We start from the raw sequence: 14633 nt of genomic DNA, 5'->3' as shown, positions 1-14633 counted from the left end.
TTATATAAGAACCTAAACTTTTCTCAATAAAATTAAGGGCCAAAAAACTCAATAAAAAACTTAATGGAACATTTTCCAATATGTAATTAACCAAAGCTGATGTATATAAACTACCAGCGTTTATCCAAGTTAAAGTATAGGAATAAACTAGAATCTTGCCTAAAATATCATTTTCCTTTCCCATACTCCTATTTTACCAAATCAGAAAAGCCCATTAAATTGGGCTTTTCTATTCCTGGCTCCCCCTAAAGGACTTATTCTGCAACAGAAATATTGAGTTTGATATTACCCTAAATGACATCAAAATTATGTTTGAAAATTTCGGAATTAACCAAAGCAAACCAGCATTCGTATTGACATAAACCTCTGGCTACTTGGGTTGCCAATTGTCCCAAAGTCTTTCCTTCGGCTCATAGGGAAGCGGGTAAAAGTCCTTTATCGTATATTTCTCTAACTTCGGGAAAGTCCAACCGTCTTTACCTGGAATATATTGCATAAGGATAACTGTCGTTTCTGGTGTTCCGTGAGACCAAATAAGATGTCTACAAGTCCCACAAGGCGGTGTCCCGCGTTCCTGAACTTCTGGGACTGGGTCTGCTATTACAATACTTTTAATTTTAGCTTTATATGACTCCTGCAAAACCATATTAGCAATAGCACTTCGTTCCCCACAAACAGTGGCTTGAGCGATGTTGGGCTCGTAACACGCACCATCGTGGATGTTACCTCTATCTGATAAAACGAAAGCATAAAGAGTGTCTATACCACCATTTGCGTGACGGATTTTGTTGTATTTAACAACTGCTTTTTTGAGTATTCTACTAATCCTTTCTCCTCAGGAGTTAAATCTGTATTCATATGTTTTTATTATATCAGACCAAAAAAATCCAATAAATGGAGCTTTCTGAGGCTAGCTCGAAGGGCGAAACCTTAATATAACCAAGAGTTTTTCCCATATTATCAAGGTTTTTGAAGATTTCAGGTTTGTACAGGAATTGAGGGAAGAGATTGCCAAAGTGAAGCCTTGCCTAGCTTTAACTTCCTAAAATAGTCATTTCAGGGCTTTTGTCTTTCCCAGGGTTCAATGTCACCGATGACGATTGTAAATAACGGGTGAACTTTAATCTTTTTAGTTTTAACTGTTTTATTGCATAAGGTAGAGCCTCTTTTCCTTAGCTTGTTTTTTAAATGATTAAGCTCATAATCGACTTGGCCTGAAGTTACTTTTATTTTCTTAATATTTCTAGAAACCCTACCAATTTTCCTTCTCTCAAAGTTATAGCCTCTTTTTTTGGCCTCAAAGAATATGTGAGATAAATAACAATCAATAGCTTCTAAAGGAGAAGGGTGATTTTTGAAGCGGATAAGTTGTGGGTGCTTGGTATAACCTTTTGTTTTACCCTGTAAAGCCTTTTTTGCCAGCAAACTTTCTCGCCAGACCGCAACTAAACCTTTTGTATCAAAATACTTAGGATGTAGGCTCCATAATCGCATATCAATAATTCTTTATTTTACTTATAATAAAGACATGATGATAAATATTTACCTTCTAGCTTTACTTGTCAGCCTAGGAATAAATCTCATATTTTTTGTTTTAGCCAGTTCTTTTAAAACAGACAAGTTTACTGATTTTACCTACGGTCTGACCTTTATTATACTTGCTTTTCTATTCCTTCTTAAAAACCAGACATTCTATTTTTACCAGATATTACTAACGGTAATGGTTATTTTTTGGGGTATAAGACTTATTTCTTACCTCCTAATTAGAATCTTAAAAATTAAAAAGGATAGTCGTTTTGACAATATCAGAGAAAAACCACTCCAATTTTTAAAGTTTTGGCTCTTCCAAGGCCTAGTCGTCTGGGCAATCATGCTGCCATCAATTTATTTATTAAGTATCACCGAACATAAAACAATAAATTTTATTATGATTTTAGGAGTTGCAATTTGGGCTCTGGGCTTAATAATTGAAACAATTTCTGATTGGCAAAAGTTCAGCTTCAAAAACAAGCCAAAGAATAAAAATCTGTGGATTCAAACGGGCTTGTGGAAATACTCAAGACATCCTAATTATTTTGGGGAAATGCTTTGTTGGTGGGGAATATTTATTTTCGTTCTACCCTTCATCCGGGGAATGTCATGGTTAACCATCATTGGCCCATTTTTTATCACCTTCATACTCTTATTCGTTAGTGGCATTCCCCCACTCGAAAAAAGATATGACAAAAAATTTGCTGATAACAAGAAGTATCAGAATTATAAAAAGAAAACTAGTATTTTAATCCCCCTACCTCAAAAAGGATAATTTCTTCTATATTTTTGTGGCAATAAAATAGCTAATCAGAGAAACTGAGGCCCCCAAAACTGTTCCCCATACTATGTCTACAATCGTAACCAACAACGGCCAGTCTTTGATTGTAGCTAAATTCGTTAAATCATAGGTGGCATAGGAGACAAGTCCGAGTAAAGCTCCCAAAAAAAGAGCCTGAATCCAAGAATTTTTCTCTAGTGCCGGTAGAACCGAGAAAATCACCAAACCAACCACAAACAGCAAATAAAATAGGCCAGCTGCCGCAAAATTGACATTTGTCTTCATCAAATAACCTAGGTATTGGGCGTAAAATTTCCTGGCGATTAGGCTCAGCCAAACCAAGTCGATTGCCAAAAATACCGGCAGGGTGATTAAATAAGTTTTTATAAACATCTTAACGATTTAAATAAGTAATTGTTAACTGCAAAACAGTCGCAAAACTAACCCACAATAAATATGGAATTTGAATAAAAGTAATCCATTTTGCATGAGGATAAATGGCAATCATTGCCCAAACAAGAGTGCCCAAAACAAGGAGGATGTCAATTGCAGCTAGAAAGTTGTTTCTTAATCCAAATTGTAAGGGAGTAAATGCAAAGTTAAAGATGAGATTAAGAATAAACGGGAGTGCGACAATAAACGCGGCTTTTTTTTGAAAAGTTAGTTGAAATACTTTAAAAAAGGAAACAGCGATTAAAATATATAGAAAAGTCCAAACCGGACCAAAAAGCCAAGACGGTGGAGACCACGACGGTCTAATTAATTGCTGATACCATTCACTGCTTTGCATATTGTTAAGTTCATAATAACAAATATTGAAAATTTAGTCTTGCACTTATTTTCAACACTTACATTTTATCGAACCACCACCAAGCCACAAAACCAGCCAATACCAAAAACCCCAAAGCTATCATCAGGGCAATTCTGAATTTTCTTTGAGCTGGGGATAATTCGCTTAGCTTGGGCTGTTTTTTCCATTTCTTTCTGTTGACCAAAGCGGCAATAACAAACACAAGGCCAATAGCATAAAAGGCAGGGTTTTCTGGCGAGCCGAAGATAAAAAACATAAGGCCCAAGAAAAAAAGAGAACGGTAATCCGGACCTGTTTGCTGGATTTTACCCTTTGACAACAGGTACAAATAAACCGCGGCAACGGCAGCGACGATAACAGCCACTGCTATTATTGCAAATAGGTATATTGGCCTGCCCGCAAGGCCTTCATAATAAAAAAAGGCGGCAAGTCCGGCAAATAATGCCAACATACCGGCAAGAGTCAAAAATGTCTGTTTGTTCCAAAGATTTTTGTTCATACCGCTAATATATCACTTTCCTATATTTTACCTCAAGCAAAAGAAAATTATAAGTTTAGCTTCAACTTTTCCTTACAACTAAGGGATTTTATTAGAGGCGATTTAAGGCTTGTTTTTATTGAAGTATTAACAAGCACTTGGGTATATTAAGTTCCAACTGGCTCGAGGATCGCACCTCTAATATAACCACGCAATTATCTTGTATTATCAAGGCTTTCTCTGACTTTAGGCTTGTAGCTCAAATCAGAGAGGAAATAGAAAAAGTGAAACCTTGCCTGGCGGTTAGTTAGAATTTCCCAATAGGTTGATCGATATACGAGTACTTCATTTCGCTAGGATCATTTCTTTCGTCATACACATCACTCAATTTATAGTAGAGCATCTTTTTATAGGGGTAGCCAAAGAATAAGAAGCGTTTCCAAAACTTCCAGTTTGTTTTGCCTTTGTAGTAACAATAGAATAATGGAACATAAGCGTATTCATCCCCACTTATATCAACATGTTCAATCCACTCATAAGGAACAACCCCAACGGGATAAGCATTAAATACTTTTTCTTTCTTAGTCCCCTTGAAAGATAGGCTTCCGTTTGATTTTTTATACACTTCTACGGGTGGTTCAGCAAAAAACTCAATTCCATCAAATCTTGTTGATTTTATTTCAGCTCTGATATGGGAATATCCTTCAAATCTTTTTTCTGTGTTTGATGGGTAGTCTTTGAAATATCTATTAATGTTTACTAAATAAACCTCACTATTTAGTTTTTTCCTTCGTACTTCTGACAACAACTCATCTGCCTTACGCTTTATCGATTCTTTATGTTCTAATCTAGCCTTACTTGATAACTTCTGAGAAAGAAAGAAAACATGATATGCGATAAAGCCTTGTATCAGTAGGCTTACAACCCACCCGTAATTTTCTGATAGCCATTTAATAAACATGTCCATAGCTATATTTTAATACTTTCAGGCTAATTACCATAGCGATAACCTCGTACAATGCGATTAAACAAGCGTTTGAGGCTAAACGAATGAAAGATACCTGTTTTAGGTATCGCATTGTTTCACCTCTTATAAGAATGGCTCACAATTGATTTCTATCGCATATACTCGGTTAGGAAGTCGGTTTCCCAGCCAAGTTAGAAATATTTATGACCCACAGACTCCTGTTTCTCCTAAGTGATTCTTTTGTGAATTTACAAAATGGCTTAAACATTAGAGCAAATTCACTTTCCCCAAGCGGTGATTTCTTCATGCTTTCCGCCTCAAAAGCATATTGGTCAACCAGTCTTTTCTTTAATGCTTCCGCCATAGCTTTTTCATCGACTATATCCCTGCTCGAAAGATTTATGACAATCGCCCCATCTTTTAGTAGTGCAATTTTTTCTTTAGACAAATACTTTTTATTTTCTTCTGTATCAGGTAAATGAATTGTAATAATGTCTGATTGAAGCACGGATGGTTTCCTAATTGCTCCCTCAAGGCGTTCTGTCGCATATACTGTCATTCCTATTGCTTTTGCTAGCGACACAACCCTTTGCGCCTCCAAATTTGAACCGATAACGCCTAGGCTTTTACCTCTGATTTCAAATCCTAGTTCTGGTTGGTACTTTCGCCTGTAAGTTCTTCGATCATTAATAAACAATCTTTTAGCACAGCCTAAGATAAGTAATATGACATGCTCGGCGATTGCCTCAGCAGAGTCATCAAGAATTGTAAAAACTCTTATGCGTCTTTCGTTGCAATAACCCATATCAACATAGTTAGCATGGGTTGTATTTAAAGCTAACCCTTTTACTTTCGGTGAGGCTTCAAGTATTTTGAGCAACCATTCTGAAGCACACTTGCCAATTTTATCTGGGCTAAACGCAAGTATGTCGGCATCTTTTGAGAGCTTAATTAAATCTTTTAGTGAACTCTCACTACCACTTTCTATAAAAGAAACTTGTCCTGCGAAACCTAATTTTTGCAGTTGATCGGACGTAAACTCCGATTTGGGAAATAATATTGAAATATTTTTCATAATGCCTCCTTAATTAATAACAATAAAAAGATATTTTCATAATTTTCTTTTATTGTCCTAATTTTCAGGAAACACTACGAACTTTTACTAAACCTTGAAGAATTGCCCCCGTCTTACCTAGTCTTACCCCGTGAACCCTTTTATAGGGTGTTTGATAATTATTATATTAACACATTTAGACCAAGTAAGGAGGTGACGAAAACATGGAAGAAACGACTAAAAACAAAAAACAGAAAGGTTGGACACAAGCCCAAAAAAAATACGCTCAAAGTTCAAAAGGGAAAGAGGCAAGGCTTCGCTACCAACAAAGTGAAAAAGGTCGTGCCAAACACAAGGAATATTTAGCAAGACGCAAAGCAAAGAAACTAGAAGCAAAACAGGTTCAAGAAACAACAACGGTGAATAACGAAATTAAAGAGGTTAAAATTAAAAAAGAAGCAGTTTCCAAAAAGTGAGAAATTTGGAAAAGGTATATTCGAAAGAAGACCGACTAATCATTGGTCTTTTTTCTTTTCTATAGTTATCCTCTAGCGGTCAAAAGTCCTGAAGCATAAAGAACTCTGCGAGTTTTTGGGTCCAAGTCCTTTACTAAATCATCATAGTTTGCATTATATTTTGTCCAATTAAATTTCCCATTACCACGTTCTCCCTCTGTGGCTTGACTAATCGCTCCAGAAAATCTTTCTGTTAACGTATGGTCTACCATGTTGGTATGCGCTCCAACAGGCACTCCTAATTCTTCTCCTAAAGCACCTGTTTCTGCAGTTACCGTCCAACTATCACCCCAAGCCCACATTCCTCCAGGTTGAACTGCAAATCCCCTCTGTCTAATTGCCTCCCTAACCGTTAACTCATTCAATTCAGAAAACATTGTTGACCTAATTCTATCAGCGAGAGTTTTTGCAAATGTAGTAACAGCACTATCTTTATCAGTAACTTCTGGCTTTAATCCCGATATTGCCCCTGACTGCTCAATTAAATTTTTGAGTCTGGTTTCGATATTTGATTCCGGTTGACCCTCAATTTCTACTGTCAACAAATTTAGAAGTGCAGGTTGATGACCATAACTATTATCTGCATGGTAAAGGAATTGATTTAGAGCTAGTTGGGTAGTACTAAAATCCCACTGATCTGCTAATTCCATAGCAGAACCATAAGGATGTAACGCTCCGCTTAATGCTTCGTCTATACTTCTTGAAAAACTATCTTGATAACCATTTTGCCTAGAATAGGCAGTTAGATTTATTAAATCCTGTCTATCTAAACCAGACGATTTAAACTTTACAACATTTCCTTCTTGCTGATACAATCCTTGAACTTCATTACCACCAGGAGCCACAAGAGTTCCGTTAGCAAAAACTAATGGTTCGCCAGGGTTAGTTGCCCAATAGGTATCAACGGTATTCAAAACTGCTGGAACTCCATTTGCTTCCATCATTTTCTCAAATGGCGAAATAACCACATATCCCGCATCGCCCCAAGAACCATACATATGACCTGCAACTTTGTGATTTAACGCTGTGTGAACTGTATTTCGCAATACCTTTCCTTTAGTTGCATCAAAAGTAGTAGGAATTAAAAAATCCCCATCTTCTGTAGCTTCTGGCTTATACCTTGTAGCATGTACGGCACACAATTCCTGTGGTTTTAATGGTTCATTGTCAATTTTTCTTCGCTCACGATGAGCTTGTTTGCTTGTCTCGTATTCTCTTTGCGACTCAACATTTTCAGCAACAGCAGTTTGTGCTTGAATATCACCAAGTAAAGATAATAAAACCACCGCTTCAGCTTGGCTTTCTGGTTTACCACCATATCTGATCGAATCACCATAATTAGAATCAACTAAAGCATCTAATAGTGTCAATGCTCTTTGGCTATAAACTCCTTTATATAATTCCCCACGAAGTTGTGTTAGTGAACTATCTTTACTTCCTAATGTTATTGCTAATTCAACAACACCTAGAAGCGTTTTATTTGTTACAAAATGTTGTGTAGCACCTTCTTGGGTTTGAGTTTGTCTTAATTGTTCTTGATATTTTTGATAATCTTCTACTTCAACCCAATTCGGAGCCTCTCCCAATAGCGTAGTTCTTGAACTTGTTAATGTTTGATAAGTTGGTAATTCTTCTCGACCTTTAAAAGAAAAGGTAACACCGTTAATTGTATATATACTTCGTTCAAAACCAGCGTTATCTTTTTCAGTTCTGGGTTGTAACTTTTCCTTAACTAATTCAGCTTCGTTTATGTATTGTCGCTCTGCTCTATCTGCAACTTTGACAAATAGTTCGTTCCTATCTGGCAATATCGCAGTATCACCAAATAAAACTTTTCTTCCTTCAATTATTTCTTCAACCCTAGCATCCCTTTCGGCTTTTAATTGTTCTGCGTGTTTTCCAGTTAAAACATCCCTTAGTTGTTCGTAAGTTGCTCTATCGGTTGGCATTTCTCCATTAGAGAAGGGAACCCAGATACCACCCCTTGTATAACCAGCTTTATTTATTGCTTCATAGTTTTCGCTAGTAGCTGCACCAGCCCACATTCTTCCTTGTCCATCCACAAAAGCCATTCTTCCGTTATTACCATCGAAAGTTCCCACTTGTTCAACTCTTCGAATAGCCATGTTATAACCGTCTGTATTGGTGTCTATTGTCCCTGTTTCGTTTCCCCAATGTCTGTATTCAATACCATCAACCATCATAAACAGACCCCCCTCAACAGGTTTTATTCCTTTTCTCTCAGCGGTTTCACTATAAACATGAAGGTGTCGTTCAATATTTGCTTTTTTATTTATTTCTCTCCCCTTTTCCCTAAGTTCTATATATTGCTTTCTTAATTCTGGATCTGCTGGCACTTCTCCGTTGGAGAATGGAACCCAAATACCACCACGTCTATATCCTGCCTGTTCTAATGCTTGAAAATTTGCATCCGTTGAGTGTCCTGCATGCATTACGCCTTTTTCATCAACAAAAGCAAGCGTGCCATTATTAGAATCATAGGTTCCGACTTGATTTAATCTGGTTGGGAAAGTTTGTTCATCTGTATTGGAAGCAAACTGATGTTTCTCATCACCCCATTGAATATATTCAACGCCATCAGTTGCAATCCACTCACCACTCTGCACAGGTTTAATCTTTAGTTCTTGTGCTTTAGATTGGTATTGTTCAGCAAGTGGGTTAATGGGTTGATTTTCTGGAGAAGTGGCAACAACTGGCGGTTTTATTGCTTCAAGTGGTGTTGCTCCTGATAATGGTTCTCCCATGTTGCTCATATGGTTTATATTAAACCAAAAATGGGGAAATAACACAACGACAAAGGTTGAATTTTCTTTAGTTTTCTTTTTGTATTGTAATAAATTTATTCGGGTATATAAACTCATAGTTCGGATATAATACAAGAGGAGGAAAAAGAGAGTTATGACAATGGTTTTAGCCTACAAATTCAAAGAAGGAACAGTGATGATTTCTGATAGCCGAGCGACTTGGGTGGATAAAAGAATCAACGCTAACATTCTTGAGGATAAATTACAAAAAATATTGCCTTTAGGAAATAGAATGGTAATTGGATACGCTGGTGATGTTAAAACAGCAGCGTTAGTGATAAATAGCCTAAGAGGAACGCTAAAGAAAAAATCAAAGTTAAATATTCCTAACGTAATGGTATCAGAGCTATGTAGGATAGCAAAATTCTATTATAAAAAAATAAAAGAGCCCTTAGCTTTTATCCTTGGAACAATTAATAATTCAGGCAAAATTGAAGTATCTTCTTTTGAGTTTCCATCCTTTGCTCCCCAAAAAGTCAATGAAGGATTTACAGTTATTGGTTCAGGTAATATCGTTGCTGGTTATCTTCGAAAAAACGCAAACCTATTTGAAAAACCTAATCAATCTTTAAAACAAAAGGCTGATTTGCTCTACATTAATCTAGGAAGTGAGTTAGGAAGACAGGGAATAGATACCGTTGGGGGATTATTCCAGACAATCTTAATCGAATCAGATGGGATAAGACCCTTGTGGTATGGATTTGTTGACATTGACCCAGATAAAGAACCTAACTCTAAAAGCATTGAAATGGAAAAGGGTGTTTGGACGCAACACGATTTAACTAAAAATATAACCACTCAACTAGTTGAGCCAATAAAATTAATCACTGAACCTGCAAAAAGGTTACAGTTTCATGATTTTGAAATGCCTCCTGGAGAATCAGCTGTTAAATGGCACCTAACTTATTTTTTAACTTGCACCGGAATTAAAATTAGTCCAGGAACTATTGAATTTTTTAATCCACTAACGAATATTGCTTCGCATAAATTCCCTTTTTCGGTTGAGTTAATTGCGGCAGTTGGTCTTTGGGGTTCTGCTGGTGATCATAAGCTAAGATTCGTATTGAAAAATTTCGAAGAAAAAGAAGTATATAGTCAAGATGTTCACATTGAGTATTTACCAGAAGAAATTGATACTGTTTCCAAGATTTACTTATCCGTAGAAAAACCTGGTCCAGCAATATTGGAATGTTATATTGACAAACAATTAATAGGAAGGCGTGCAATGTATTTTGGTCATGTTAAAGAAGATGTTCCCTCCCCTGATAAAAAAGATGTGTTTATGAAAAAACAACAAGAAATAATGATGGATCATTTAAGGAAATGCGTAGACGAAGTGATTGAAAAGTCTGGCAAAGCTGAACTGGTTTACTTTACTATCTGTGAAAAGTCCATATACGAAGAATCCTATCTAAAGTTTGAAAATCAATTTATGGTGTCGTACTGGAAAAACTATCCACTTCCGCTCAGAGCACATATTGCAAGTGCTTTTAGGCTACCAATAGGAACGCATCATCTTGAAATTAGGCTAGTTAATGCTTCAACAAGAGAGTCATTTCTTGTTGACACAGCCACAGTTGTTTCTTCTTCCAGTTTTGTCATCAGTCCCGTAGATGGTGATATGATTTTTAAAATACCAAAACCAGGAATTTATTTTGTGAGTATTTATATTGATGATACAAGAATCGGTACGGCTATTTTAGCAGCCGAATCAGATAATCCTAAATTTTCGTTTACTCTTATGCCCGAACAAGTAGCTCAAATTCAAAAAGGAGAACTACTCAATCTATTAAAAAGAGCCCCACAACACACTAGTAACTAATCAATACTATTTGTGAAATAAATAATCCACTCTCTTTTAATCTTTCGTAATTTTTATAAGAGTCATCGTAACCGATGACTCTTTTTAGTAGAATAGAAACAGACAATTATGAAAATTAGAAAGAACGACAAAGCCTATCTTCAAGACTTCAAAATCGACATAAGAACAAACAACGACGTTTACTATCAAGAGCTTGCTTTCCTGTTCGACAAGCCTGCCTTCATTGATTTACTTCCTGACCTAAGAAGGACATATTTTGTTCCCAACTTATTCTCTGTTAATGATTTTGACGAAGAATTTGATTCACATCTGTTCGACACACATTTTCAAGAAGCTGTTGAGGTTAACTTGGCTAAGTATTCTAAAATCGGCGAACTTGAGGAGTCATTTCCTAATTTCTACGAACTTATTAGTATCAAAAACGATATACCAATAATGCTAGATGCTGAATGTAACTTTATCTGCTTTGAATTTAACAGGCCAACCTATTTTGTCGAAGCTATCGAACAAGCAATATTCTGCGGTGCAGTTGATGACAAACACTTTAAACCCACGGAAGCAAAAGTGGTTAATTTCGGTGAAATGGGGGCATGGGAAACATTTGAACGAGTTGCAATATTTGTGTCCCCAACATCCACTTATGAGGAAGTAAAAGAAGAATTCCGCAAAGCAAAAGAACTGATGAAAACTGATAAGCGATTGTCATACTATAGACCAAGAGTTGATGTTACTCCTAACACTCGAAAATACCGTGAATGGTACTGGGAGAGGATAAAAGGAAAAACATATCAACAAATAGCCGATGAATACGTCAAAAAATACGAGAACGAATTGACCACTGATCTTGATGTTCTCAAGGCAGTAAAAACATATTCCAATCTTCTCACTCGCTAACCTGCAATTTACAGGCTTCTGAATCGGTATAAAACTCCCATTTGCTTTTAGAGAGAATGTTCTCATGAAGTTAAATGGTTATCGAGTAACACACAGAAACAGATGGATTCTCCTGCAAAAGAGAATCTTAACCTCTCAAGAATTTCTATTGTTTGAATACTACCTAGACTCAATGGATTTTGACCATAAACACGATAACTATGGTCAATTCATCGCTTATCCCGAAGTCGTAGCAGAATATTTCAATAAAGGTATTGAAACTGTTAATGATTGGCGTAATGGACTTCTTAATAAAAGCTTCATTGAAATAGTTGATAAGAAAAGATCAGTTTTCAAAATAAAATTCCCTGAACGATACGGTGTTTCATTTGGAGGCAGAGCGGCTGACTTTGCTAAATCGGAAAAACTTTCTCAAACTCTCGATAATATTCTTCAAAATGTCTGTTTTTATCCTGAAAAAGCGAAAATAATTCCTAAAAAAGTAACGGATTTGGCCTTGAATATACCCTCTAAAGCTTTAGGTTCCTTTAAGGGTGAGTTAGGTTCTTTTCCTATTGGTTCTAATAGGATGGTTCTTATTCAACAAGATGTTAGAAGCGACTCCGAATATCAAAAGATTTATAAAGAAGGTCATTATGAAGGTTTGACTCCTGATGATATGAGGTGGATTGATGAAAACGTAACTGAAAAGGTAGCAATCGAAAATAATGAACAAGAGAAAAATATTGTCGATGTGTTTTTTGATGGTGATTGGAATGAATATCAGAAACATTTAATTATTAGCTCAGAAAACTAAAAGATTGTATTGATTTATTGACTATAAACCTATGACTACAAAATTAGAAAACAACACTATTTCAAGAGTCAATAGCCTTGAGTTTCAAGACTCTAATAAAAAAGTTAATAGAAATGAAAAAAGTAGTACACCTGCCCTTATGAAATCAAAAAGAGGGATAAAAGGAAGGGTTAACAAGCCCACTAAAGCGACACAGTTATCTTGCCCGTTGCCTTTTTCTAAAGATACTACCCCCCGTATCGACATTGATAGTCTTGCCCAACAATGGTGTCAGTTGTTAATTGATCAAGTACAGGAAGAACGAATCAGAAAGCCCTTACGGAGTGCCTTTAGTGAGTAAATGCTTGATCATATAGATATAGGGCATTTCACTTAGAAGTAAGTAAAACATATGCAGTTAAAACAAGATATAAATAGCGATCACGGAAGTAAACCAAAATGCATCATCTACGCTAGAGTGTCCACAATGGATCAGGTAGATAATCTTAGTATTGAAACCCAACAAATAAAGGCACTAGAGAAGATTCAAGAGTTAGGTGGGTACCTAGCTGAGGATTGCTACGTTGATAATGGGATTTCAGGTACTACTTTAAACAGACCAAGCTTCCAAGCATTACTAAGTAGATGTTACAAAAAAGATATTGCGTATCTTGTTGTGCAAGACATATCCCGACTCTCTCGTGACACTTTCGAATACTGTTTCATTGTTAGCGAACTAGAAAAATGTGGAGTTAAAATCGTTCCTCTTTCAGGAGTAATTAATGGTGATCCAGTAAGTAGAACCATGAATGAAATGATGGCGGTAATGAACGCTTTCTTTCCTCGTATGACTAGCTACAAGGTCAAACAAACAGCTTCTGAAAAGTTTAAAGCAGGATATTATCCTTCGTGGGCGCCATTGGGTTACTTAAATGTTGTCAATAAAAATCCTGAAGGCTCTTACGACAAAAAGATTGTCATTCCTGATCCTGCTATAGCTCCTTTTGTTCGACAGGCTTATAAATTGTATGCAACTCGTGACTATGCAATTTATGATATTCGCCAGTACCTCCACAAAAATGGAGTAACAGGTAGAAAAGGGAAACCGATTCAATACTCTATTGTTGGCAATATGCTTAAGAATTCATTTTATTGGGGTTGGATGAAACACGGAGGACATGAAGGTATGGGGAAACACGAACCTCTAGTTGATAAGCAGACTTTTGATTTAGTTCAAAAGATACTCTCAGAAAAAGGCGATTATGGTCTTCGCAAGAGAAAACACAACTTTCTTCTTCGGGGCGTTGTCTTTTGCAAAGACTGTGGCAGACGTTATGTTGCAGAGTGGCATTATCACGAAAAATATAAAACTGGTAATGGAAAGATTGGAATGTATCACTGCTCTCAAACTGGTAAGCGTGGTGGTTGCCCTTCAAGATATGTATTACTCACTAATCTTGAGGACCAAGTAAAACAAGAGGTCGATAAGCTAGCCTTTACTGATGAATTCATCCAAGCAGTAGAAACCAATATCACTCGTGTTTATGACGAAAGTATTGATCGTATTCAGCGCGCTAAAAAAGCTCTATATAACAAAAGGGATGCAGTTGACCAAAAAAGAATAAAGATTGAAAAAGACTACTTTGATAACAAACTTCCTGTCGAACAACTCCAAAAATATAATACTCAACTAGATGCAGAAGCTCTAGTCATTCAGAAAGAACTTGTGGAACAGGATAAGACCAATACCATTGATACTTCGATCATAAATGAAGTACTTAAACTAACTCGAAATATTGTTCAAACCTATGAGGATTCGGACATTGATCACAAGCGTGCTTATTTACACTTTTTCTTCCAAAAGATATGGGTACAAGATAAGAAAATAATGGAGGTCGAATACACTCCGGCACTCCAAGTTTTGAATGAGGCTAAACTTGGTATATTAAGTTCCAACTGGCTCCGCGGGTAGGATTCGAACCTACAACCAACTGCTTACACAAATCCCTTTGTTTCCAAAAGGTGTGGACTATCTCATCACCGTAGCTTTAAGCTTTAGGTGCCGGGCGCTTTAAGGTGTACTCACCTAGTCTCTGCACCTTTCCGCCTGGGCGGACTTGGCTCAGGATTACCATATCAAAAAGATTTAGGTTTCCCTGAATTCACCCGGTTTTTCAATTC

Annotated in this window: 15 protein-coding genes; 7 read left to right on the top strand and 8 right to left on the bottom strand. The window is 36.5% G+C overall.

Annotated features, from left to right (window positions below; translation table 11 throughout):
* Together VMY36_03115 and VMY36_03110 are read right to left on the bottom strand one after the other, a co-directional pair.
* On the bottom strand, positions 1–184 hold a 184-nt coding region (locus tag VMY36_03115), incomplete at its 3' end, for a hypothetical protein (protein HUV42870.1).
* 872 nt (positions 185–1056) lie between these two features.
* On the bottom strand, positions 1057–1494 hold the full coding sequence (locus tag VMY36_03110) for a pyrimidine dimer DNA glycosylase/endonuclease V (protein ID HUV42869.1): 438 nt from the start codon (positions 1492–1494) through the stop codon (positions 1057–1059).
* A 37-nt stretch (positions 1495–1531) separates the two neighbouring features.
* Between VMY36_03110 and VMY36_03105 the strand changes: the two genes are divergently transcribed.
* Positions 1532–2305, top strand: a complete 774-nt coding sequence (locus VMY36_03105) for a DUF1295 domain-containing protein (protein HUV42868.1) — start codon at positions 1532–1534, stop codon at positions 2303–2305.
* Between the two features lie 6 nt (positions 2306–2311).
* On the opposite strand, the gene VMY36_03100 is transcribed toward VMY36_03105, so the two are convergent.
* The 5 genes from VMY36_03100 to VMY36_03080 all read right to left on the bottom strand — a co-directional run bounded on the left by VMY36_03100 (position 2312) and on the right by VMY36_03080 (position 5642).
* Positions 2312–2704 (bottom strand): DUF2177 family protein, encoded by a 393-nt coding sequence (locus VMY36_03100; GenBank protein HUV42867.1) that lies wholly within the window; start codon positions 2702–2704, stop codon positions 2312–2314.
* Between the two features lies 1 nt (position 2705).
* The gene (locus VMY36_03095) at positions 2706–3101 is read right to left on the bottom strand and encodes a TspO/MBR family protein (GenBank protein HUV42866.1); all 396 of its coding nucleotides are present in this window, start codon (positions 3099–3101) and stop codon (positions 2706–2708) included.
* Positions 3102–3159: 58 nt separating this feature from the next.
* Positions 3160–3621: a hypothetical protein gene (locus VMY36_03090; protein HUV42865.1), complete on the bottom strand. Its 462-nt coding sequence runs from the start codon at positions 3619–3621 to the stop codon at positions 3160–3162.
* A 286-nt stretch (positions 3622–3907) separates the two neighbouring features.
* The gene (locus tag VMY36_03085) at positions 3908–4567 is read right to left on the bottom strand and encodes a hypothetical protein (protein ID HUV42864.1); all 660 of its coding nucleotides are present in this window, start codon (positions 4565–4567) and stop codon (positions 3908–3910) included.
* 166 nt (positions 4568–4733) lie between these two features.
* The gene (locus tag VMY36_03080) at positions 4734–5642 is read right to left on the bottom strand and encodes an NAD(P)-dependent oxidoreductase (GenBank protein HUV42863.1); all 909 of its coding nucleotides are present in this window, start codon (positions 5640–5642) and stop codon (positions 4734–4736) included.
* A gap of 203 nt (positions 5643–5845) precedes the next feature.
* Between VMY36_03080 and VMY36_03075 the strand changes: the two genes are divergently transcribed.
* Positions 5846–6097, top strand: a complete 252-nt coding sequence (locus tag VMY36_03075; GenBank protein HUV42862.1) for a hypothetical protein — start codon at positions 5846–5848, stop codon at positions 6095–6097.
* Positions 6098–6162: 65 nt separating this feature from the next.
* On the opposite strand, the gene VMY36_03070 is transcribed toward VMY36_03075, so the two are convergent.
* On the bottom strand, positions 6163–9018 hold the full coding sequence (locus VMY36_03070; GenBank protein HUV42861.1) for a hypothetical protein: 2856 nt from the start codon (positions 9016–9018) through the stop codon (positions 6163–6165).
* 37 nt (positions 9019–9055) lie between these two features.
* Here VMY36_03070 and VMY36_03065 point away from each other — a divergent pair, with 37 nt between their 5' ends.
* From VMY36_03065 to VMY36_03045, 5 genes are all read left to right on the top strand, one after another.
* A complete protein-coding gene (locus VMY36_03065; protein HUV42860.1) occupies positions 9056–10783 on the top strand; it encodes a hypothetical protein in 1728 nt (575 codons plus the stop codon).
* Between the two features lie 108 nt (positions 10784–10891).
* Positions 10892–11677 carry a hypothetical protein gene (locus VMY36_03060; protein HUV42859.1) on the top strand — a complete coding sequence of 262 codons (786 nt, stop codon included), beginning with the start codon at positions 10892–10894 and terminating at the stop codon, positions 11675–11677.
* 172 nt (positions 11678–11849) lie between these two features.
* On the top strand, positions 11850–12473 hold the full coding sequence (locus VMY36_03055; protein HUV42858.1) for a hypothetical protein: 624 nt from the start codon (positions 11850–11852) through the stop codon (positions 12471–12473).
* Positions 12474–12612: 139 nt separating this feature from the next.
* Complete coding sequence (locus VMY36_03050) at positions 12613–12813, top strand: hypothetical protein (protein HUV42857.1); 201 nt, start codon at positions 12613–12615, stop codon at positions 12811–12813.
* 51 nt (positions 12814–12864) lie between these two features.
* Positions 12865–14424 (top strand): recombinase family protein, encoded by a 1560-nt coding sequence (locus VMY36_03045; GenBank protein HUV42856.1) that lies wholly within the window; start codon positions 12865–12867, stop codon positions 14422–14424.
* Positions 14425–14633: the final 209 nt, after the last annotated feature.

The organism is Patescibacteria group bacterium (genome assembly GCA_035529375.1).
Taxonomy (GTDB): domain Bacteria; phylum Patescibacteriota; class Microgenomatia; order PFEM01; family JAHIFH01; genus DATKWU01.
Note: the sequence above shows the minus strand (reverse complement) of the source record. Positions and strands in the feature narration are given on the sequence as shown.